This is a genomic window from Leptospira stimsonii, from assembly GCF_003545885.1.
Lineage (GTDB): Bacteria > Spirochaetota > Leptospiria > Leptospirales > Leptospiraceae > Leptospira > Leptospira stimsonii.
Genome location: NZ_QHCT01000005.1, coordinates 263,545 through 286,848, shown reverse-complemented (window position 1 = coordinate 286,848; position 23,304 = coordinate 263,545). Strand labels below are relative to the sequence as shown.

17 protein-coding genes and 1 pseudogene are annotated in these 23,304 nt (G+C 44.7%); 6 read left to right on the top strand and 12 right to left on the bottom strand.

Going from position 1 to position 23,304, the window contains the following annotated elements:
• Nucleotides 1-170: 170 nt before the first annotated feature.
• From DLM75_RS18050 to DLM75_RS18020, 6 genes are all read right to left on the bottom strand, one after another.
• Nucleotides 171-671 carry a tetratricopeptide repeat protein gene (locus DLM75_RS18050; RefSeq protein ID WP_118969884.1) on the bottom strand — a complete coding sequence of 167 codons (501 nt, stop codon included), beginning with the start codon at nt 669-671 and terminating at the stop codon, nt 171-173.
• A 19-nt stretch (nt 672-690) separates the two neighbouring features.
• A complete protein-coding gene (locus DLM75_RS18045) occupies nt 691-1,134 on the bottom strand; it encodes a hypothetical protein (RefSeq protein WP_118969883.1) in 444 nt (147 codons plus the stop codon).
• Nucleotide 1,135: 1 nt separating this feature from the next.
• Nucleotides 1,136-2,107 (bottom strand): PdxA family dehydrogenase, encoded by a 972-nt coding sequence (locus DLM75_RS18040; RefSeq protein WP_118969882.1) that lies wholly within the window; start codon nt 2,105-2,107, stop codon nt 1,136-1,138.
• A gap of 58 nt (nt 2,108-2,165) precedes the next feature.
• Nucleotides 2,166-2,606, bottom strand: a complete 441-nt coding sequence (locus DLM75_RS18035) for a bactofilin family protein (RefSeq protein ID WP_069606727.1) — start codon at nt 2,604-2,606, stop codon at nt 2,166-2,168.
• 122 nt (nt 2,607-2,728) lie between these two features.
• Nucleotides 2,729-3,499, bottom strand: a complete 771-nt coding sequence (locus tag DLM75_RS18030) for a hypothetical protein (RefSeq protein ID WP_118969881.1) — start codon at nt 3,497-3,499, stop codon at nt 2,729-2,731.
• A gap of 639 nt (nt 3,500-4,138) precedes the next feature.
• On the bottom strand, nt 4,139-5,443 hold the full coding sequence (locus tag DLM75_RS18020; RefSeq protein ID WP_118969879.1) for a hypothetical protein: 1,305 nt from the start codon (nt 5,441-5,443) through the stop codon (nt 4,139-4,141).
• A gap of 58 nt (nt 5,444-5,501) precedes the next feature.
• On the opposite strand from DLM75_RS18020, the gene DLM75_RS18015 reads away from it, so the two are divergent.
• Entirely contained in the window at nt 5,502-7,754 is a 2,253-nt protein-coding gene (locus DLM75_RS18015; RefSeq protein WP_118969878.1) for a lytic transglycosylase domain-containing protein, read from the top strand.
• Here the strand turns inward: DLM75_RS18015 and DLM75_RS18010 are convergent.
• Both DLM75_RS18010 and DLM75_RS18005 read right to left on the bottom strand, forming a co-directional pair.
• On the bottom strand, nt 7,751-7,915 hold the full coding sequence (locus DLM75_RS18010) for a DUF2442 domain-containing protein (RefSeq protein ID WP_241547972.1): 165 nt from the start codon (nt 7,913-7,915) through the stop codon (nt 7,751-7,753). The two genes, DLM75_RS18015 and DLM75_RS18010, sit on opposite strands and share 4 nt — an antisense overlap.
• A gap of 82 nt (nt 7,916-7,997) precedes the next feature.
• A complete protein-coding gene (locus tag DLM75_RS18005) occupies nt 7,998-8,174 on the bottom strand; it encodes a DUF4160 domain-containing protein (RefSeq protein ID WP_241547971.1) in 177 nt (58 codons plus the stop codon).
• Between the two features lie 309 nt (nt 8,175-8,483).
• Here DLM75_RS18005 and DLM75_RS17995 point away from each other — a divergent pair, with 309 nt between their 5' ends.
• From DLM75_RS17995 to DLM75_RS17975, 5 genes and pseudogenes are all read left to right on the top strand, one after another.
• The gene (locus DLM75_RS17995) at nt 8,484-9,773 is read left to right on the top strand and encodes a citrate synthase (protein ID WP_118969876.1); all 1,290 of its coding nucleotides are present in this window, start codon (nt 8,484-8,486) and stop codon (nt 9,771-9,773) included.
• 41 nt (nt 9,774-9,814) lie between these two features.
• Complete coding sequence (locus DLM75_RS17990; RefSeq protein WP_118969933.1) at nt 9,815-11,029, top strand: class I SAM-dependent rRNA methyltransferase; 1,215 nt, start codon at nt 9,815-9,817, stop codon at nt 11,027-11,029.
• 10 nt (nt 11,030-11,039) lie between these two features.
• A pseudogene (locus DLM75_RS17985) lies at nt 11,040-11,885 on the top strand (class I SAM-dependent methyltransferase); the annotation flags it as partial.
• Entirely contained in the window at nt 11,852-12,715 is an 864-nt protein-coding gene (locus tag DLM75_RS17980) for a TrmH family RNA methyltransferase (RefSeq protein ID WP_118969874.1), read from the top strand. The pseudogene DLM75_RS17985 and the gene DLM75_RS17980, both read left to right, overlap by 34 nt.
• On the top strand, nt 12,712-13,839 hold the full coding sequence (locus tag DLM75_RS17975) for a glycosyltransferase family protein (protein ID WP_118969873.1): 1,128 nt from the start codon (nt 12,712-12,714) through the stop codon (nt 13,837-13,839). The genes DLM75_RS17980 and DLM75_RS17975 overlap by 4 nt, the downstream gene beginning before the upstream one ends.
• A gap of 326 nt (nt 13,840-14,165) precedes the next feature.
• Here DLM75_RS17975 and mdoH read toward each other — a convergent pair whose 3' ends face one another.
• From mdoH to gltB, 4 genes are all read right to left on the bottom strand, one after another.
• Nucleotides 14,166-16,307, bottom strand: coding sequence for a glucans biosynthesis glucosyltransferase MdoH (mdoH, locus tag DLM75_RS17965; protein WP_118969871.1), 2,142 nt, complete (start codon nt 16,305-16,307; stop codon nt 14,166-14,168).
• The gene (locus DLM75_RS17960; RefSeq protein ID WP_118969870.1) at nt 16,304-16,735 is read right to left on the bottom strand and encodes a hypothetical protein; all 432 of its coding nucleotides are present in this window, start codon (nt 16,733-16,735) and stop codon (nt 16,304-16,306) included. The genes mdoH and DLM75_RS17960 overlap by 4 nt, the downstream gene beginning before the upstream one ends.
• Complete coding sequence (locus DLM75_RS17955; RefSeq protein WP_118969869.1) at nt 16,719-18,323, bottom strand: OpgD/OpgG family glucan biosynthesis protein; 1,605 nt, start codon at nt 18,321-18,323, stop codon at nt 16,719-16,721. Before DLM75_RS17955 ends, DLM75_RS17960 begins: the two co-directional genes overlap by 17 nt.
• A 151-nt stretch (nt 18,324-18,474) precedes the next feature.
• Nucleotides 18,475-22,965 (bottom strand): glutamate synthase large subunit, encoded by a 4,491-nt coding sequence (gene gltB, locus DLM75_RS17950; RefSeq protein WP_118969868.1) that lies wholly within the window; start codon nt 22,963-22,965, stop codon nt 18,475-18,477.
• Nucleotides 22,966-23,304 lie beyond the last annotated feature (339 nt).

The window sequence follows — 23,304 nt, the reverse complement described above, 5'->3', positions numbered from 1 at the left end:
CCACTTCAGAACCAGTTTGGAAAACGGAAGGGCCAGATTCTTCCTTCTGGAGAGATCAAAACAAAAAGATGGCTCCGATTCTAAAAATGCCCTCTGGAATTTCCCTTTCACAAAAAAAGAAAACAAAATCCTGCATTGCGACGAATCAAAAGGAAACTTCTTCTTTTGTTCTAGTTGTAGCGAACGTAGATTCTCTTGAGAGCGAGATTAGCCGGAGGATAATTCGGCTGAATCTGAACTGCTTTTTCGTATTCGAGACGAGCCAGTTCAATGTGACCTAAAATTTCCAGACAAGAACCTGCGTTGAAATAAGGATAAACCGGGACCTCGTATCGAGGAGCGAACTTCGCTTTCTCAAACCAAGGAAGCGCTTCTTCATACCGTTTTTGTTGAAGAAGATAAACGCCTATATCGTTGAAAGGATTCCCAAGACTGGAATCGGTCTCGATCGCTTTCTTACAAAATTCGATGGCGCGATCCAATTTTCCGGCAAGGGAATAAGACCATCCTAAAAAAGTCCATGCTTCCGCAGTCGGTTTAGCAGAAATAGACTTTCGATAATGCAAGGAAGCTAATTTCAGATTGCCTTTGGTTTGATAATCATAGGCCTTCAAAAAATGTTTCTTTGCTTCTTCCGATTCTCCGAACGATTGTAAGTAGATTGGATTCATTCTACCTCTTAGACCTTCCTTATTTGGAAGAAAACTTCAAGAATTTTAGAAACGTTCCGTTTAAAAATGCATCCACTTCGGGAGAAAAGTTATTATAAAGAATAAAACCGCCCCAGTAAATCAGAGTCACACTTACAAGCGCCTTCGCCAAAGATTTACTCACCTGCGGAGAAGCGGAATAAAAAATTCTAATCAGAGCCACGGGCCAGAGAAAGAGAAGAAAAAAATAGGTTCCTCTTCCCATCCCGTAAATCCAGGAAAGAATTTCGACGGGATAACTCGCCGTGAGACGCTCGTAGCTCGTCTTTAATTCCGGAAAGTATTGGAAGAAGTAAAAAATAAAAATAAAAACGAAGATGATCTTCCAGACGAATTCAAAGTCGGAACGAAAGAGCACAAGAGTAAGTCCGCAGAACCAGAAGAGGAAGATGGGAAATACGATCTGTTCTAAAAGTCCCGGCATGTTACCTCGTTTCCGTAATAGAATCCGGATTTCCCAGAACCCGGTGCAGACATTCTACAAAGCTGGTTGAATCTGCAAGCCCTTTCCCGGCGATGTCAAACGCGGTTCCGTGATCCGGAGAAACCCGAAGAAAAGAAAGACCCAATGTAACATTCACACCCTTCTTCCCTTCCCACATCTTAAAAGGAATCAAACCTTGATCGTGATAACACGCGAGATGAAGTCCGTATTTTTTTCTTCCTTCTTCACCAAACATAGAATCGGCGGAGAGAGGACCTTCCACTTTCAAACCTTTCTTTTTTAAGAATTGGATCATCGGTTCCAAAATTTCAGATTCTTCTTTCCCCACCTTTCCTCCTTCGCCCGCGTGTGGGTTGAGCCCGAGAAAGGCGACAGGTTTTTTTCGATCGATTCGATCACAAGTAAGAATCGCGTCCGCCAGACAAGGAAGATCGATTCTTCGAAGATGTTCCGGAACCGTTACCAGAGGAACGTGAGTCGTAAGAGGAAGGACCTGCAAATCGTTTCCAGACATGAGCATATACGTTTTTTTTTGATACGCATCCGCGAGAAATTCCGTATGACCTCGAAACGTAGAAGCTCCCGACGCGATCACCCATTCTTTGCTGAGAGGAAGTGTGATCAAATCCCCTCCTCCTTCTTTCTGAAATTCGATTGCAGAGGAAAGAGAAGCAAGAGCCGACCTTCCGGAAAGAACGGAAGGTTTTCCCGGTGTAAAGGAAGCGGTTTCTTTTTTGGAAAGAGAATCCGGAACGATAGAATAAAGCCCTCTTTCCTCAACTTGAGAAGAAGTGGATACGGGAATGAAATCTTTCGGAAGAGGATAACGTCCGCAGTGAAAGTAGAGAACCGGTCTTGTCTTGGAGATTTTTTTGAGATAAGAAAAGGTAGTGAGGAAAAGTTCCGGACTGATTCCGCAGGGATCGCCTTCTGTAATCAGGATCCGGTTCACTTTGTTAAGAGAATTCCTTTTGATACGAGAAGAAGCCTCGTATCAAAAGTTGGATTCATTATTCTTTCGCGCCGGATTGTTTCCCGAAGATTTTTTCCACGCTCAGAGCGTCTTTGGAATATTCGAGGTCGATCAGATCTTTTGCGGAATGTTTGAGGTCGTTGGAGATCATACAACGTCCTTCCAGAATCACTCCGTTCTGAATGATCAATTCCGGAGTTCTGATATCTCCCAAAATTTTGGAAGTCGGAAGGAGCATCACTCGGTTTCTTGCCGTGATGTTTCCGATTACGATTCCTTCTATGATAACGCTGGCGGCTGTGATATTGGTTTTTACCTTTCCGGTAACACCGATGTAGAGCTGTTCTGCCTGCAAAGATTTACCTTCGAATTTTCCGTCGATCTTGAGAGATCCGTTGATAAAGAATTTTCCGCTGAAGTAGGAATTTTCTCCGATGGTGGAGTTAGTAACTTCGGATGAATTTTTAACGAGTGCCATGCGCCTGTCTTTCCTGTATGTGGTTTCCGGAGGGAGTTAAATTCACTAAATATGCAGATCCCATCAGAGGGAAAAGAATTTTTCAGGCTTCCGGCTTGAAAATTGCCGGAATGGCCAAGGAATCAATTCCGGATATTGGGAACGTTGATCCTTTCCAAGGCTTCGGAGGTAAAATCCTGAAATTCCTTGAGAGCGTCCATGATGCTCTTTCCTTCCAACTCCGTGGCCCTTTCGAATCTCGGATTGAAGTGGATCGAATCTTCGATGTTCATGATAACTCCACCCACTTCCTTTGCTTCCTTCATCACCTTGTTTAAGAATTCGTTGAATTTTTGGAACATCTCGAAGGCTTCCGCGATGAAGATCCGAGTTTGTTTGTTCTTCATCCGACTGAGCTGTTCTCGGAATTCCTGTTTCTCCGCGGAGTGGAATTCTTCTATCGTTTCCGTAAGGACCTTGATGTTTCTCCGAATATTCTCCATATACTTTACGACCCCGTCCTTTTCGTTCGTATGGGAAAAGTCGAATCTTACGTGGGTTTCGTTGAGGACCGGAAGGTATTCCCGATCCATGACGTTGATCCAGGTTCCGATCTGATTGACTTCCGCGTCGTTCGAATTGGGGGAAATTTTCATCACCGGATATTTTGAAAGAATATGACCGACCTCGTGGGGATTCTCTTTGAATCGTTTGATCTGTTCCGCGGCGACGTCGAGGTTGTCCGGAATTCCATCGGGAGAAATGTCCTTCATCTTGGTTCTATATTTGTCGAGATCCCGAGAAACACGATAACGTTGTTCGTCGTTCTTAGATCCTTTGGCGATCTTTTCCAACTGATGGATCATCTTCTGGTATTTCTGGAGTTCAAGAATCTGTTCGTGACTGATTGCCATTTGTTTCTCTCGATCGGACTTCGTTTTTTTCGGGAAGAGTTCCTCTACTCCGTTTTTGTCAATGCTCGGGACTTTTGGGAAGAATTTTCCAAGTTTTATCGGTCCGTTCGACTTTTGTCAAGGAGTTCCCACACTTCTTCCGTCGTCTTCAATTTTGGGACTTGTTCTTTCTTTTTGAAAAGAAAAATTTTCCCGTATTTTATGCGATGCGGACTTCATGTCCGTCTTCAAGAAGAATTTTTTAGAGAAATTTTCTGTCGGAACAACAGCCGCGCCAGTGGAAGTTTTTTTGTGAGAGTTCCTACTTTTCAAAGCTCTCACCGTAAAACTCCGAAAACGAAGGAGTTCCTACTTTTCAAAACTCTCACTGTAAAACTCCGAAAACGAAGGAGTTCCTACGTTTCAAAGTCTCACTGTAAAACTCCGAAAACGAAGGAGTTCCTACTTTTCAAAGTCACACTGTAAAATTCCGAAAACGAAGGAGTTCCTACTTTTCAAAGCTCTCACTGTAAAGCCTCGAAAACGAAGGAGTTCCTACTTTTCAAAAGTCTCACCGTAAAGCCTCGAAAACGAAGGAGTTCCTACTTTTCAAAGCTCTCACTGTAAAGCCTCGAAAACGAAGGAGTTCCTACTTTTCTTTCAATTCTTCTTATAACGTTCCAAAACCAGACGCAGATAATCCGAATCCGGAAAACGATACAAAAGACTTTCCAAAAGTCCGATCCCTTCTTCCGCCTTCCCGGTCTCCACCAGAGCGATTCCGTGAAGATAGATCATCTCCGGAGAAAAACGGAAACGACCGCACTGCTCGATCGTATTCAGGAATTCTTCATAATTCTTCTTGAAAAAACGAAGGACGAGCTGAGCGCGTTTCGTAAGATAAGAATCCGGAAGTTTCTCCTTCACACCCGCGATCTCGTGTTCCACGTTCGAAGACTCCGTAGAATTCAGAAGAATCAAAAGTTCAAAAGGAGACAAAGTATAAACGAGATGATTCTCCTTCAAGAGCGCATAACGTTTCTCCAAAGAATCATCCTGACCCGCGAGAATATTGTCCTGCAAGGAACCCAACAAAACGGATCTCCCGTTTTTCTTCTTCTCTCCTTCGAGCCATGCCTTTCTATATTCTCTTGGACGGAATTGCTTTAAGACGAAATAATTTTCGAGATAACCGTGACGGGAAGAATACGCTTTGAAAAAGGATTCCTTCTCTTCGGAAGTAAAGGTCTCGATGACCGAAAGAATTCTTCTTTCGATCGGGAAGACGGTTCTAAAACCGGAAGTCTCGTGTTTGTACAAAACCCAGGCAAGACCCAAAAGTCCGGGCTCCTCTCCGGTTACAACGAGGTCGTAGATCGTCTCTCGGTCCTCCAATTCCAAACCGCCGAACTTCCAACGAAAACCATATTTTTGAAAACGGGAATCCCCTTCCTTCTTTAGAGAATCTGAATATTCAATTTTTCCCATCAATGCGAGGACCTGCCTCGCTTCCACGATAAACGGAAGATCCTCGTCGAAAACGTGGGTCAACTCTAAATATTCGTCTAACTCTTGTTCGTGGAGAAGATACGATTCTAAAACTTGAAAGATTTCTGGATCCGATTGATGATCTTCGATCGCCCTCTCATACAATTCTTCGAAGAAGATTTTCAGAAGATTCTTTTCCCTCTCGGAAAGACCTTCCTCTTCAAAAGGAGAACTCGCGTCCGCGTGAAAACGAAATTCCCCGAATAGATCGATTCTTAAATTGGAAAATGGAGAATGAACCTTGTTCAGAGCGCCGGAAAAATATTCTAAAATTTTGGACTTAAGCCTTAGGATTTCGGGATTCCTCGGAGCCGGTCCCTCGGGTCCTTTTTTTCTCGGAAGAATTTTTTCCGTAAAGGAAGAGATCGTAATTTCCGGCCACGCTCCGGTAGTTTTGTCTTTTTCCAGGGTCTGCATTGGAATTTCCTTCTTGCGATTGAATCCTTAGGCCGAAAAGGTAATAGAGCAACAACGAATGAAAAAATTCGCACTGATCAGCCTACTCCTCTTCATTTTCGGCAGTCTTCTCGCAAACGATGATCTCAAATATCTGATCAAGTCCTACAGTCTTCAAAAAATACACCGTATTTTCCGAGATCGTGTCCCCGGAACCGAATCCGAGGTCTACTCCCTGGTCCGTTATCACGAAGAACATCCTGACGGAAGTCACGAGAAAAAGTTCGCCTATCTCGTCTCCCTTCTCAAAGGAAGAATGGTTTCCACTCCGGGTAGACAGGATCTTCTCGAGATCATCTCTTCGCCGATGCCTTCTTCTTCCGTGATCACAAGACTTTCCCTCTGGAAACTCTATGAAGAATCTGTTAGTCGAAAGATTCTCGGCAAAGAGGAACTCGTCGGACTTCTAAAAAAATTTCCCAGAGAAAACGATCCCCTCTCTCAAAACGCAATCTCCGAAATTTTCAGAATCTACTACGAAGCAGGAATGATCCAAGAATGTCTCGACTTCGCAAAAACGTTCAGCGACAGGGAACAGGCAGAGATTTTTTCACCGATGATCTTGTACCGTTATGCGAAATCTCTCTACAAATCGGGGAACACGGAAAAAGCGGAATCCATCTTTTATCTGATTCTGGAAGATCCGTCCATCGTATCCTCGATCAAAAAATTCATTTTCGAGGATTTGCAAGTCTGGAAAGGAACTCATTTTTATCTTTCTCAGACTCCGGAACACGCGGCCCTCTTTCTTCCCTTCCTAAACAACTCGGAAAAAAAACAACTTCTATCTTACAAGGATCTGGAACGTGTTTCCTTTTCCAAAGCCGAACCCTTTCGAAACACGGCAAGAGCCATCGTAGCCGTCGAACCCGAATCCCTTCCCGGTTTTTTTAGAAAGAATCCAAATCACGCACGAACCCATCACGACTTCACCGCTTCCATGTCGAGAGAACTTACCAACCAAAGCCTCCCCGGAAAAGGTTTGGAATTGTTAAACGACTCCGGTGCGGAGAAAAACGATGAGGTTCTTTATAGCTACGCTCGCGCTTATAAAAAACAAGGACACAAGGACCTCTATTTCAGAAATCTAATCGACTCTCTCGAAAAAAGTCCCACGAATTTAATACGACAAGACGAACTCATTGATCTTCTCACGGGAAACCACGAACAGTTTTTAGGAGACGCCTATTGGCAGGACGCTCTTCGAAAAATTCCGGATCTTCCCGTAAAAGGAAGACTTGTCTATTGGTATCTTCGTCTCCTCAAAAAAACGGGAAGAAACGAAGAGCTTCTATCTTGGCTGAAAACGTATTACAGACATATCCCGGGATCGTATTACACAAGAGTGATTCGGGAAGAATTTCAAGAAGAGATCGCAAGCCTTCCTCTTCCGAACAATCCGACTCGAAACCGAGACAGTCTTTTTGAATACCTTTCTCTCACTGCTGGGATTCCGGATCTTTCCGGAAAAATTTTGGGAAGGGATCTCGACTTTGCGATGCAACCTTCCGCGTTCCAATTAAACGTAAGAATCGATTCCGCACATTCAAAGATTCGCGGAAACCGTTATCTGCAATCGGCAAAGGAATATCTGGAAGTCGGAGAGATGGGGCACGCGCTCACACTCGTCCAAAGATACAAACTGCAACAGGGGATCGGAGAAACGGAAAAGGAAGAAATTCTCGCGGCACTCGGAGAACAAACCGGAACCTACTATCTCACGGTCTTTCACACAAGAGCCTTGATGAAAAAGGAAAAGCTCAGCGACGACGTAATTCTTCTTCCGTCCAAACTCGCCGCAAGAATCTATCCGAGGCCACACAGAGGTTTGGTCGCTAGCATTTCCAAAAATGTGGGAATCGACGAAGACATCGTCTACGCGATCATGCGCCAGGAATCTTTTTTTAAGGAGAACGCGATCTCCGTTTCGAATGCGAGAGGACTGATGCAAATCATGGGACCGACCGGACGAGAGCTCGCAAAAAGAATGAATCTGAATTCTTATTCTCTTTTTGATCCGGAAGTATCGATCGAGATGGGAGCTCGTTTTCTTCGTTACTTAGTTGCTTCGAACGAGAACAGTTTACAATGGGCTTCCATCGCTTACAACGGTGGACCGGGGAATCTCCGGAAATGGAAACGCAATCACTACCACGGCGATTTCAATCATTTCCTGGAAGAGCTTCCGGTCAAAGAACCCCGCGACTATTGTAGAATCGTTTCTTCCAACTATTACAACTATCAAAACCTGAGAAGGTATAAGAATCTCTAATGCGAAGATCGTTTGGTCTGATCTCCGATTCCAAGATGCAGTATGCTTACGCTGCTATTTTCATCGATCTCATCCCAGGGAAGACCGATTCCTCCACCGCTGAGGATCACTTTGGATCCTTGTTCCGGAGTCACAGGAAGAAGACGGGGAAAAAATGCCAAAAGGGAGTCGAAAGTTTTCTGCCGTCATAAAGAGCGATTCAAAGAGTATCTCCCTCAAACCAAACTCCCTGCGCCTTCTGCGTCATGAATTGAAAAAATCATTCCATTTTCCTTGTATAATTCCTTGATTCATTTCTATTTCTTCGTGGATCCAATTCAATTCTTGAGAACGAATTGCGTTGTTTTCGACTGACAGGACTTGAGGTTCGATCCAAAATTTTGCAACTTGTTCCCCTTTGCGGATATGAATGTGTAACACTCTCTTGAATTTACTTGATTCGCAAAAAAGAAAAATTTGGAACCGTAGATTTCGAATACCTTAGGCACAACTTGACTCTTTAGTTTATCAAATTTCTTGCAAGCAGAATGCTAATCATATGATTAGTATTAAGAATTTCTAAAATGAAAACGAAATCTTCCGATCAAGTTCCTATTCGTTTTGATTTTTTGGATTGTCTCTCTGGTAGAAAGAATAGGATAGGAATCTGAATCGATTTTAACGCACTTGAACAACCGGACTCGTTTATAGAGCCGGAATGATAATTTTATATTTTTCCAGGAGAGGAACATGGCTGAGGTAGCAATTCTGAAGATAGACGGGAAAGAATACGAACTCCCAATCATCGTAGGTAGCGAAAACGAAAAAGCGGTCGATATATCAAAACTCCGTCAACAAACAGGGTATGTCACACTGGACAACGGTTATCTCAATACCGGTGCTTGTACAAGCGCAGTCACCTTCCTCGACGGAGAACTCGGAATTCTAAGATACAGAGGAATCCCGATCGAACAACTCGCGGAAAATTCCACGTTCACGGAAGTCGCTTATCTTTTGATCTACGGTAAACTTCCTTCGGATGCGGAGCTCAAAACGTGGAACGAAGAACTCACCATGCACACTCTGATCCACGAGGATCTCAAACGTCTCTATAACGGATTTCCGAAAGACGGTCACCCTATGGCGATCATGTCTTCCATGATCGGATCTCTTTCTACTTACTACCAAGATTCGTACGATCCTGAAAACGCGGAACACAGACATATTTCCATGATCCGTCTTCTCGCAAAATTCCCGACGATCGCGGCCTTTGCGTTTAAGAAGTCGATCGGCCAACCTACGATTCATCCTTTGAACAGTCTGGACTATTGCGGGAACTTCATGAACATGATGTTTTCCGTTCCGAGTGAAGAATACAAAATCGATCCTGAAATCGTAAAAGCGCTTAACCTTCTTCTTATCTTACACGCCGACCACGAACAAAACTGTTCTACGTCTACGGTGCGTTTGGTGGGATCCTCTCTTGCAAATCTCTACGGCGCCGTCTCAGCGGGCATCTGCGCCCTCTGGGGACCAAGACACGGTGGAGCAAACCAAGAAGTATTGGAGATGCTCCAAGAGATCCAAGCGAGCGGCCTTCCAGTGAAAAAAATCGTGGAGAAAGCAAAGGACAAAAACGATTCCTTCCGTCTTTCCGGATTCGGTCATAGAGTTTATAAGAATTTTGATCCTCGTGCAAAGATCATCAAAAAAGCGTGCGACTCCGTCCTCAAACGTCTCGGAATCCAAGATCCTTTATTAGACATTGCTAAAGAACTCGAAGAAGCCGCCCTTCACGATCCGTATTTCGTGGAAAGAAAACTGTATCCAAACGTGGACTTCTATTCCGGAATCATCTATCGTGCGTTAGGAATTCCTGTGAACATGTTCACCGTAATGTTTGCGATGGGTCGTCTCCCCGGTTGGATCGCTCAGTGGAAAGAAATGATCGAGTCTCCGGATATGAAGATCGGTCGTCCAAGACAAATCTATGTCGGCGCTACCGAGACTTCTTACAAAGAGGCCAAGAAAAAAGCCTGAACCCTTCCTTACCTTCCCACTTCCGGTTCCGTAGATACCAACTGAACCGGAAGAGCGAACTCTCCGTAAAACGAAAACATCCTTGGATCTTCAGCGGAAATCTATCAACCGCGGTGACTCCGTTTGCAAACGGAGAATGGCTTACGCTTTTTTCTACGGGAAATCAACCGATCGCAACCGGAATCTATTCCAAGAACGGACTGATACGAATTCGAGTCATACAAAACCTACCCGAGTTCTCCAAAGAAAAAATTCGTGAGAACCTAATCTCCTCTATCCAAAAACGAAAAGAAGTCCGAAAGACCACGAACGCGTATCGAATCCTTCACGGGGAAAACGACCTCTTCCCCGGAATGACCGTGGATCGAATCGGAGGAACCTGGGTGGTCCGAATCTATTCTTCATCTCTTCTTGTTTATGGAAGGTGGATCGTCTGGAATCTCTACGCTCTATGCAAGAATTCTAAATTAGCCGAACCCTTGCCTTCGAAGATTCTTCTCGATCCTCCCGAGAAAACGGGAGAAGAAAAAAAGATCTCGGAAAGAATCTGGAGAGGCGCCAAACAAGGAAAAGGCGGTGACTCCGTATCGATCCGGGAAACGATCACTTTACAAAACGTAAAGTTCCCCGTGGAGCTTCCCGGACAAAAGGGAGGAATTTTTTTGGATCTTCGCAATCTGAGGAAATTCCTCTTGGAAAAAAAAGAAATCTCCAAAGGGAAAGACTGTCTTCATCTATTCTCGCATACGGGGCTCACGTCGATTTGTATGGATACGGCGGGAGCTCGATCGGTGACATCGGTCGACGGTTCCAAGGAAGCCCTGGATTCTTTCCAAAGAGTTTTGAGCCTGAAAAAAGATGGAAGTAGTTGCAAACATAGATTCGTTCAAAAAAATCTTTTTAGAGAATTGGAAGACGTATTGAAGAATCAAAAATTCGGGCTCATCGTAATCGATCCTCCGAATCTGACTCCGGACGCAAAATCGAAAAAGAACGCACTCAAGACATACGCGCATCTTTTTGGAAGCTCCCTCTCCTCACTCGAAGAATCGGGAACGATCATTCTTTGTTCTTGTTCCGGAAGAATCCGATCGGAAGAATTGGAATCTCTCGCGAAGAACATTCTTCGTTTCCAAGGTTGGAAGTACGAGAGATTCGAGAGTTTAAAACCGGAAGACGATCATCCGGTAAGAATTCAGTTTCCCGAAGGAAATTATTTTAAGGTACATATATATGAAAATTGTAAAACAAGCTGAAAGCCTCGACGGAACCTATTCTCTCATCGACTCTGGGAACTTTCGTAAACTCGAACAGATCGGTCCTTATACGATCATTCGTCCTTCCCCCGTATCGGCATGGCCCGAATCCAAACCGGCTCTTTGGAAAAACGTTCACGGAGAATACGTCCGATCCGACAAAGGTGGAGGAGCATGGAACTGGAACAAAAAAGTAGAAGAGGAATTCTTCGTTCAAATATTAGAATATTCTATTAAAATAAAATTCACTCCATTCGGTCATTTGGGAATTTTCGCGGAACAATTGGAAAATTGGAAAAAGATCCAAAAACTTTCCTCTCAACTCAAAAAAGAGGAAGAGGTTCTCAATCTTTTCGCTTATTCCGGACTGTCCACTCTCGCCGTTCTGGACGGAGGCGCTTCCGCATGTCACCTGGACGCTTCGAAAGGTATGGTAGATTGGGCACGCGAGAATGCGACCGCATCCGGACTCGCGGATAAAAAAATCCGTTGGATGGTGGAAGACGTTTTGAAATTCTTAAAACGAGAAATCAAACGAGGCAAAGACTATCGAGGATTTATCCTCGATCCGCCCACCTTCGGAAGAGGAGCGAGCGGAGAAGTGTTTAAGATCGAAAAAGATCTTCCCGAACTTATGGATCTTCTTATGGAACTCTGCGGATCCAAACCGGACTTTATCGTTCTCACGTGTCATTCCACCGGTTTTAGTCCCCTTGCTTTACAAAGAATTTTGCAAGGAAGAATCAAGAACAACGGTAAGTTTTTTCTTGGAGAACTTTCCATTCCGGAACAGAGCGGAAAACTCTATCCTTCCGGTTCAAATTGTATCTACACATCGGAGAGACTCTCGCTTTGAATCAGGAACAAGGCATTTCTTTTTTGGAGATCACGAGTTTTTCAAACGAGAAACTCAAGAACATCTCCAATCTAAAGGAAAAAAAACATCGAGAAGCGAGCGGACTTTTTTTTATTGAAGGTTACAGAGAAATTTCGCGGGCATTCAAATCCGGAAAGGTGAAATTTCAAAACGTACTCTATTCTCCCGAATGCTTTTTAGGAGAAAACGAATACGACCTCATTCGTGAAATCGGTGTTAAATCCATCAAGGTTCCGAAAAAAATATTCGAAAAAATCTCCTACAGAGATCGGCCGGACGGACTGATAGCAACCGCTCACTTCTTTCCGACGGGAATTGAAACGTTCCCAAATGAATCGATTCAACTCAAAAACGGAAAACCGATCCTCGTCATCGAAGGCGTGGAAAAACCCGGAAACCTCGGAACGATCCTACGGACCGCTGAAGGCGCGGGTTTTCACACGGTTGTTGTAGCTGACCCGAGACTGGATCTTTTTAATCCGAACGTCATTCGTGCTTCCACCGGCGCTCTATTTACCCTCGAAGTCTATTTAGGGGAAACGGAGGCGATCTATTCCATTCTCAAAGAAAATAAATATAGAACGTTAGCCGTAACACCGGAAGCAAAAAAACTCTACTTCGAGTCCGATCTTAAGGGAAAGATCGCCTTGGTCTTCGGATCCGAACAATATGGACTTTCTCCTTTCGCAAGAAGTCATTCCGACGAGTATATCTCCCTTCCGATGTTCGGAGAAGCGGATTCACTCAATCTTGCGATGTCTGCAGGAATCGTAATGTACGAGGTGATTCGACAAGGGGTTTCCAAATGAAGATAACCTATTACGTTAGTTCTCACGGATTCGGACATATCAGCAGATCGATGGAAATCATTCTCCATCTACTACGTCGCTTTCCGGACTTACAAATCGAACTTGTAACGGCGAGGGAAGAATTCTTAAATACTCTTTCGATCAGCGAAGAAGATTCCATTTTTTTAAAACGACTTTCTACGAGAAAAAAATCCCTAGACGTGGGAATGATACAAAAGGATTCTCTTTCGATCGATATCCGAGGAACGGAACACGCAATCGAAGAATTCAATTCCAGAAAATCCTATCTCCAGATTTCCGAAATCGAGGCATGTCTCGACTTTGAAACCGATTTAATCGTTTCGGATTCCGCTTCTCTTCCGTTTGTGATCGCAGACAAGATCAAAATCCCGTCCTTGTTTATCGGGAACTTCACTTGGGATTTTATCTACGGAGGATATCAAAAAGAATCGCCGATCTTCTCTCAAACGGCGGCGATCCTCTTCGAAGAGTATTATCTTGCGACGTTCGGACTTCTTCTTCCCTTTTCTTGTCCCGCACCTTCCCTTCCCGAGCAAAAAAATATCGGCCTCGTGGGGCGAAGACCGAACCTTGATAAAACGAATGCAAAAGAATTTTTCAAACTGCCGAATGATAAAATCAATCTTCTCTTTTCTTTCGGAGCATATGGAGTCAAAACGGATCAATTTCAATGGAAAGAATTCGATTCCGATCATTACCGAATCGTGATCTCGGGTGGAACCGATTTCGATCTTTCACAAATCCCGGACAAACAAAAGAAAGGAATTTTAAACTTTGCGAATGTCCACTATCCGGATCTTCTGACAGCCTGCGACTTCGTAATCACAAAACCGGGTTACGGGATTCTGAGCGAAAGTGTTTATGCCAAAACCCCGATACTCTACACCGATCGCGGCAACTTCCCTGAAGTTCCTTATCTCCATCGCGCTCTCAGAGAAGAAATTTCTTCAGCTTATCTTTCGAATGCGGAACTGTTTTCCTTTCGTTTCGAAAAGGCGATCGAAAACGCAAAAAATTGGAATGGATCGGGCTCCCCCGTTTTTGAAAGGGATGGAAGGGAAGACGTTCAACACGCAGTAAGCGTTTTTTTAAAATTGATCTGACCTAAAAGAATTCCTTTTTTTCACTTTCCGTCTGATTCCGTCGTTTCCGATAAACACTCCGGATTGGAAGGACAAATCGTCAAAGACAAAAAAATCGGACGAGTCTCCATCATCGGTTCTGAATATTCTTTTTTCCTTATCCTCTCCCTGGTAAAAAAAGATCTTCCTTTTATTCGACGGTTTACAAATCACCTCGAAAGCCATCCTGATCGGTGTTACCCTACATTCCCGATTCCCGACCGTATAAATCCCTTCGAACTCACCCGAAAACAACGGTGAAAAACTGATCGAAAGAGATGACAAGGTTAACAGAAGATAAAAACGATTCAAACGGATTTGTCCACTTCGTTTAACAAAATTTCTTTTCTATAGATGGCGTAAGAAGTCTTCCACCAAGAATCATCTTGACTTATATTCTCAGTCCAAAACCAAAGATGAAGCTCGGAAACGGATTCAAAATCCCAGAGCAATCGCAACAGCTCTTGATTCGAAAAATGAGAAGGCCCCTCTTTTTTCAATCGATCCCTTAGATTTTTCAAATACTGCTTTCTTCCCGGAGTTTCTTTTTTTCTTTTTCTCAACCTAGAAAGGTGAAATCCGTTTAGAGAAGGATCCACGATCGTCCAAAAAATCCCGTGATTCTTTTCGACAGGACCTAAGTTCTCGGAATAACTTTGCTCCAACCGATTCAAGCGAGTTAATAATTTTTTTTCTGAAATTTCCGGCGGATTGGAGAGGAGCGAGCTTCCTTTTTTTTCTTTCGGAATATAAGAAGTCAGAAGTGCGATCGGATACGCGAAGATCCAACCGGCGAGCAAAGGTAAAAACCAAAAAAATAAAATAGGATACGTCAGAAACATCCAAGATCCGATTCCGATACCGTAAAAGGAAGCAGGTAAAACCGTATAAGCGAGCGACTGTAGATCCGGACCGGAAGATGCGTTTCGATTCTGAGGACCCCATTCTATTTTACGATTTAAGAATGTAAGAAGAATAAACCGCGAGTATTGTACCATATAAACCGGAGCCATCAATACGGAATGGAAGAATTCGATAAAAAAGGAAAAGACCCAAGAATAAACGGATCCCCTCCATTCCTTTCTTCGAAACATTACGACTTCCAAAAATGATACGATCCGAGGAAGAAAAAGAATGAGGAGCGTATATCCTTGTAAAGTGTAGGCGACGGGAAGATAAAGATCATCTCGAAACGCAATCCAGTCTTCCGGCAATAGGGCTAAACGAAAAAAATCCACGTCTTCGATCGTAGTAAAAGAGGAAGAAAGCAATAGTAAGGCCCAGAGAGGAGAACTAAAATAGGAAAAGATTCCGAGTAGAATTTGAAGACGACTCGAAAAACGAAACTTTCCTCCGAATAAAAACCAGAAATGTTGAAGGTTTCCCTGGCACCAACGATTGTCTCGCTTGAGCGCCTCCAGCACGTTAGGCGGCGCTTCTTCATAAGAACCTTTTAGATCGCTCGCAAACCAAACGCTATACCCAGCCTTTCGAAACAAAGCCGCCTCGATCGTATCGTGGCTCAGGATCTTTCCGCCGATCGCGCTTTCTCCCGGTAAACCGGGTAGGCCGCAGTATTTCATAAACGGTTGAAGTCGAATGATCGCATTGTGTCCCCAGAAAGGACCGGACCGGAGTTGCCAAAAATAGGAACCGGCTCCGAATACCGGATTGCCCATCCACGCGGCGAATGCGGATAATCTTTGAAAGATGGAACGTGCACGAATCACTTCGGGAACGGTTTGAATGATGCCCGCATCCGGAATTTTTTCCATGAGACGGATTAGATTTTTCATACATTCCCCGGTGACGATACTATCGGCGTCCAGGATGATCATGTATTTGTATCGTTTGCCCCATCTTCTACAGAAGTCTGCGATGTTTCCGGATTTTTTGTTTAGGTTAAGTCTTCGTTTTCGATAATAGATCCGATCCTTGTTTTCGATCTTCTGGCTCAAAATTGAAAAGGCTTTTTCCTCTTGAGCCCAGAGGTTCGGATCCGATGTATCGGAGAGAATAAAAAAATCAACCGTAGGTGAAAGGCCGTTTTCCGCGATATCCTTTAGCATCAATTCGACGCCGGCAAAAATACGGGAAACATCTTCGCAGTGAATCGGCATTACAATCGCAACCGGCGGATTTTCGTCTTCTAAAACATCATATTCTTCTAATATTCTAGAAATGCGAAGCGGATCGCCTCCTCTTAGTCTTTGAACAAAGCCGATCAGAGCCGTAGCGGCCCCGAAGGAAATGATCGGAAACAAAACGCAAAATAGAATGAGCGTCGCCCATTCAAAAGGACTGATGGATTGAAAGGAAAGAAATTGAACTTCTAAAAAGACTCCGATAATGACAAAGAAAAAAACGAGACCTCCAAAACTCAAACGTCTGTAACTGAGAGTTTTGGAATCGATCAGAAATCCTGCGGTTTCTCTTTCGTTCTGTCTCACCGTAAAAGCCCGTAGAGTAAGAATGCATACACTCCGCCCCAAAAGACGACTGAAAGAATCACAGGGATCGGCTCCAATTTTTCCTTCGGTTCGGCAAGAACGCCTAACGGTCCAAAGTCGACCGGATTCGGAATCATCCGAGATGGTTCCAACTCGGGAAGCTGAAGAGATTTATTTTTTTGAGATCCAAGAATTCCGGAATCCAAGAAGAGTTTCATCGCCTCCGTTTCAAACGAGGTGTCGTCTTTTTTTTCCAAACTTGTTCTTTGACTTTCCAAAAGGCTAAGAAATATTCCGAGCTTTGTGTGCAGTTCGATCGGATCCGTAATACCCGAGGCGAGACAATACAATTCTACCTTCGTATAAACCCTCGACAAGGCTTCCGTATTTTTGGAGAATTTGGGTCGATTCTCAGATCGTGGATTCAAGAGTGAACGTCCAGATTTCGCTCAGGTCTTCCTGATTTTTTTTCAATACCGCTTTGAGCTCGGCGGGTTTGTTTTTGTTCTTCTGGACGACCCTAAAAGTAAGCCTCCAAACTCCCGTCTCTTCAATTTTTTGAATATTATAATCCGCTAACTCAGCATTTTCTCCCGTATCGATCGAAGCCTGAAGATAAGTCGAGGCGTCCAATTCCTTCAACTTGTCATTGGAAAAATCGACGTAAAAGACGCGCATATCGGATTCTCCGGGAACGGGAGCGATTCTCGTGGAAACGGTTTTTGCGAGCGAATCCGGAAGCGGATCTTCGTTTAACCAGCGTATGGTGTAACTGAATTCATACGGTTCCAAAGGTTGTGGAACGTTGGCCGGAACCCAAAAAGCGCCTACGTTGTCGTCCGAGTCTTGAATCGTCGGATTTAATAAGAGTTGAACGCTTCCCTTACCCCAGTTTCCATCCGGTTCCACCCAAGCGGAAGGACGCAGATGATACTTCATCGTATTGTCTTGATAAGAAGCAAAGTTCCGATCTCTTTGAATCAATCCGAAGGCTCTCGGATTTTCATCCAGGAAACTGTAAATTGTGGATCTTCTTGGATTATCCAACGGTCTCCAAATCCATTCTCCCTTTCCGGATTCAATCATAAGCCCGTCCGAATCGTGAGACTCCGGATAAGCCTGTCCCTCCGGAATTCCTTTTGTTTCGGAATACCAATACATCGAAGTCAGTGGTGCGATCCCGAAACGATCGACTTTGGTTCGTAAGGTGACTTCCGCGTTCACGTGAACCGAGGAGACTTTTCCAGGGCTGATCTGAAATTCATAAGCCCCGGTCGCCGTTTTACCGTCTAACAGCGCATACACGAAGATGGTGGAATCCGTTTTGTCCGGATGAACGATCCAGAAATGAGTAAAGCCGGGAAAATCTTCGGGGTAAGGCATTCCGGTATTGATCGCGATCCCGCGCGCGGAAAGACCATAGACTTGTTTTTTGGAAACCATTCTATAATAGCTCGCACCTTGAAAGACCGTAAACTCGTCGGTGTGTTCCTCGGTGTTGAGAGGATAATGGATTTTAAAACCCGAATAACCTAGGTTAGGCGGAATCTCTCCCGCAATTTTCAATTTGGAAAGATCAAAGAAACTCTCGTCGTACGGAATTTCCCTCGCAAAATCGGATCGCACTTCATGGAGCGCCACGTTCGTATTGTAAAGATGTCCCGGATGAAAGAATTGTATCTGAAACGGATTCCCTTCTTTTTTCCAAAGCGAAGATTCCGGTTTAAATCGAATATTCTTATATTGTTCCCAGCTCAGGCCCTGCAAGAAATGAGTCGAAACGAACGGCGGTTTCACATAACGTCCGTGCGCCATACTCCTCGCCTTCTTTTTTAGGTCGGCAAAGGAGAATCGAGTAACCGGAATTTTGATTCCAGAAACCGGGTCCAAAACCGCGTCTTCCGCTTCCGGAAATTTAAAGTCGATCGGATTGATTTCCTTTTTCTGTTGCCGATTTACGACCGCAAAAAGAAGGATCGTGGCAAAAAAGGCGAGTGCGATGTGTATTCTTAACATTGTATTTTTCCAGACAAGAAACCCGGCTTACGGACTTCTTAGAAAATTCTTCAATGAGAAGATTCTATTCTAAAAAAGGAAAAAAACCTTTCGGACGGTCGGCTAACGTATGTTAAGACCTTCTTCCGAAAGGATTCTTTTCTTACGTTCGTTATTTCGGAACTACCTTCACGAAATAACCTTTGTTCCCTTCAAAATCTTTCAGAATTCCTTCGGAAAGATCGGATCCGGTGAGTTTGGAATGTTCGCCGATCAGATTTTTGATGATTTCATAATCGCCTTGTTCCAGATCCACGGTCTTCACGTATTCCTTGTTCAAAAGAGGTTGGATGTCCCACCCCTTCTGGAAGAAATAGGCGCTTCCACCCGTCATACCCGCTCCCATATTCTTCCCTACGCTTCCGAGGCAGACGATGGTTCCGCTGGTCATGTATTCCAGGAAGTGATCCCCCGCTCCGCCGACCACGGCTTCCGCTCCGGAGTTACGAACTCCAAAACGTTCTCCCGCTCTTCCCGAGCAGAAAAGTTTTCCGGAGGTCGCACCGTAGAGACAGGTGTTTCCAAGAATCGTATTGTCATACGCTTTGAGTTTGGACTTGCGATGTTTTTTAACAACGATCACTCCGCCGCAAAGACCCTTACCGACGTAGTCGTTCGCGTCTCCGGAAAGAGTGATCTGAACACCCTTGACGAGCCAAGCCCCCAAAGATTGTCCTGCGGTTCCTTCAAGAATGATTTCCAGTTTTCCGGGAAGTCCTTTCGATCCGTATTTTCTCGCGATCAAACCGGAGATCTTTGCTCCTACGGTTCTGTTCGTATTACGCACGACATAGGAAAGAGCCATCGAAGATTTTCCTTCCAACGCTTTCTCCGCGTCTTTGATGATACGATCGTCCAAAACTTCTCCGATCGGTTCTTTGCGAACGGATCTGTCTTTTTTCTGTTTTGCAGGATCGTAAAACAGAGGCAGACGCACCAAAATCGGATTGAGATCGAGTGAATCCAAACGATCTCTATCATAACGTGTGATTTGTTTTAAGAGGTCCGTTCTTCCGATAACTTCGTCGATGGAACGGAATCCGAGTTCTGCAAGATACTCTCTGACTTCCAGAGCCAAACAAGTAAACAGGTTCACGAGCTGATCCGGAGATCCTTTGTATTTCGCACGGAACTTGATGTCCTGAGTTGCGATACCGGTAGGACAGTTGTTCAAGTGGCATTTTCTCGCCATGATACAACCAAGAGCGACAAGTGACGCTGTTCCCACTCCGTATTCTTCCGCTCCCAAACAAGCGGCAATGATCACGTCTCTTCCGGAAACGATCCCACCGTCTGTTCTAAGGACGACGCGGTCTCTGAGTCCGTTCATTACTAAAACTTGATGTGTTTCGGAAAGACCGAGCTCCCAAGGAGAACCCGCATACTTGATCGAAGTGATCGGAGCCGCTCCCGTTCCACCCACGTGACCGGAGATCAAAATCACGTCCGCGTTTGCTTTGGCAACTCCGGCCGCGATCGTTCCCACACCCGCTTCGGAAACGAGTTTTACGGAAACTTGTGCCTTGTGATTGGCCATCTTCAAGTCGTAGATGAGCTGAGATAAATCCTCGATCGAATAGATATCGTGGTGAGGCGGAGGAGAAATCAAATCGATTCCCATCGGAGTATGACGGTTGGTCGCGATCTCCTCGTTATTCTTCTTACCCGGAAGCTGACCACCCTCGCCCGGTTTTGCACCTTGTGCGATTTTGATTTCGATCTCGGTCGCAGAATTCAAATACTCGGACGTAACACCAAATCTTCCCGAAGCGATCTGCTTGATGGAAGAATTCGCGAGATCTCCGTTTTCATTCACGACGTAACGAGAAGGATGTTCTCCACCTTCCCCGGAAGAAGATTTAGCGCCTAACCGGTTCATGGCGATCGCAAGATCGGTATGCGCTTCGATGGAAAGCGCACCGTGAGACATTCCCGGAGTTAAGAATCGTTTTTGAATCTCGGTGACGGTTTCCACTTCTTCGATCGGGATCGGTTTTCTCGCTACGAAATCGAAAAGGTCTCGTATATTGATCGGATCACTTTCTTTGAGAATCTTGGTCGCTTCTTTGAACGCTTCGTAGTCGTTGTCGACCGCGGCCTTTCTCAAAAACTTAACGACTCTCGGAGACCAACGGTGCGGTTGATCGTCTTTTTCGGAGATAAAATCTTCCGGATTGAGTTCTTTGTAAAATGCTTGTTCGTGGTTTCTAAGAATATTCTGTTCGATTCCGCCCAGACCGATTCCCGAAATTCTGGAATACGTTCCCGGAAAGTATTTCGAAACGAGAGTTCTGGAAAGACCGATGGCTTCGAAAACCTGACCGCCCACGTAAGAGGAAAGAATCGAAATTCCCATCTTAGACATGATCTTCAGAAGTCCGTCGTCCACACCGTAACGATAGTTTCCGCAGATCGTATGAAACTCCGGACGTTGTCCGTCTTCGGAATCGAATTCTCCCTTTTCCCAAATGTCGTATAACGTATCCCAGATCAGATAACTGTTTACGCCGGAAGCTCCGTAACCGAGTAATACGGCCACATTATGAATTTCGAATGCAGATCCCGTTTCCACAAGAATCGAAACCGCGGAACGGGTTTTGTTGCGGATCAAATGGTTGTGAACCGCGGCCACCGCCAATTCCATCGGAATCGGAGCCCTTTCTTTCGAAAGTTTTTTGTCGGAAAGAACGAGGATGTTGGTGCCGGACTTCGCCGCTTGGAGAGCGGATTCCAAAAGTGCATCCAGGGCTTTTTCCAAATAATTAAAAGCCGTATTCGATTCCACATGTGCTTCAAAGGTGGCGTCTAACGTGAGAATTTTGTACGGTTTTCCGTCCATCTCGCGGATTCGTTTCAGATCCAAGTTCGTAAGATACGGATGAGAAAGAACCAAACAGTTCTGAGGTTTTTCGTCTCCGAACAGGTTCATTTTTTTCACAAGACGAGTGTAAAGAGAGGTCACGCCTTTTTCACGGATGTAGTCGATCGGAGGATTGGTCACCTGCGCAAATCTCTGACGGAAATAGGTATAAAGTCCGATTCTGGAAAGCATCAGAATCGACAGAGGGGTATCGTCTCCCATCGAACTGATCGCTTCTTTTCCCAGACTTGCCTGCGGTTTGATCACCGATTTTTGTTTAAACGGAGAATACGCAAACAACACCTGTCTTCTTTTAAGATCGTCGCCTTTGTAGGTGATCGTATCCTTCATGGAAGAATCCAGATCCTGATTGAGATACGTTACGTTCTCTTTGGACCATTCTCTGTAGTCGTAACGTTTTTCGAAAAGAGAGTTGATGTCTTCGTTGTGATAGAGTTTTTTCTCTTTGAGATTGATCCCGATCATCTCGCCGGGACCGAGACGTCCCTTTTTCGTGATGATTTCCTCGTCCACCTGAACAAGACCGGCTTCGGATCCCATGATCAAAAGTCCGTCTTCGGTGATCACGTAACGAGCCGGACGAAGACCGTTTCTATCCAGAGCCCCTCCGATCCAATCGCCTTCCGCGAACGCGAGTGCGGCGGGACCGTCCCAAGGCTCTATTAAAGTATTATTATATTCGTAAAAGCTTTTGAGCTCTTCGGACATCGTGAGGTTTTTAGACCACGCGTTCGGAACGAGCATCGCTTTCGCCTGAAGAACGTCCTTTCCCGAACGAACGATCGCTTCCATCGCGTTGTCCAAACTCGCGGAGTCGCTCATGTGAGGGCGAATGATCGGGTGAATTTCTTTTTGATATTCTCCCCATTTTTTGCATTCGAGTTCTTCTTCGCGTGCGAGCATCCAAATTCTATTCCCAACGATCGTATTGATCTCGCCGTTGTGAGCTAAAATTCGAAAAGGTTGAGCGAGAGCCCAAGAAGGAAACGTGTTTGTGGAATATCGCTGGTGAAAGATACAATACGGAGAAATCATATCTTCCGAGTTGAGATCTTCGTAGAACTGAGAAACCTGATTTCCGTTAAAAAGTCCTTTGAAGACAATTCTTTCGGAAGAAAGAGAACAGATATACAAATCTCCCGCGAGGGAAAGACGATCCGCGTCTCTCATCAGTTTCTTTTGAATTAAGAATAATTTCGTTTCGAAGTCGTCCGCGGACATCCCTTCCGGTTTTCCGATGAGAACTTGTTCGATCTGAGGTCTGGATTGATTCGCCTTCGGTCCGAGAACTTCCGGATTTACGGGAACGTATCTCCATGCATAAAGTTTAAAGTTAAACTCCATGAGCGCGGACTCGACGAGACTGCGGCACATATCCTGTTTATCGATATCCTCTCTCGGCAAAAAGATCATTCCGACTCCGATGGAGTCTTCTTCGGGTCTACGATGACCCATGTCTTCGATGTATGTCGCAAACAACTTCTTAGGAATCTGGATCATGATTCCGGCTCCGTCGCCGGTCACCATATCGGCGTCCACCGCCCCTCTGTGTGTCAAACAGGCTACGGCCTTCAGGCCCATGGATACGATTCTGTGACTGCTCTCTCCTTGAAAGGAGGCAACAAATCCTACCCCACAGTTATCATGTTCGAACGACTTTTCATAAAGGCCGTTTTCCTCTAGATAATTTTGGAGTTTTAGTTGTTCTTTTACTTCATTCATCTGCCGAAATCCCTCGTGATCCTAATTCCCTGGTTACAAACAAGCGTCGGGCACGCCTATGGCTGAAATTTCAGCAAAATTCCCCAGTTACAAGCCAGTAAATTGAGAGTTGCGTAAATTGAAAACATTCTTTTAAAAGATAGGTTTGAAATAAAATTCCTCCCGTTTCCAAGCGATGTTCACACCAATCCACAAGACAAACCAGATCTAAAAAATCCGATATCCAATCCTTAGACCGAAATCATTTGAAAGAATGAAAAAGAATTCTTCGCTTAAGTACAAACTGCTCGAACTTTAAGCAGACAGTACAAGGAGTTCGTTGATCGGAATCAAGAAGCC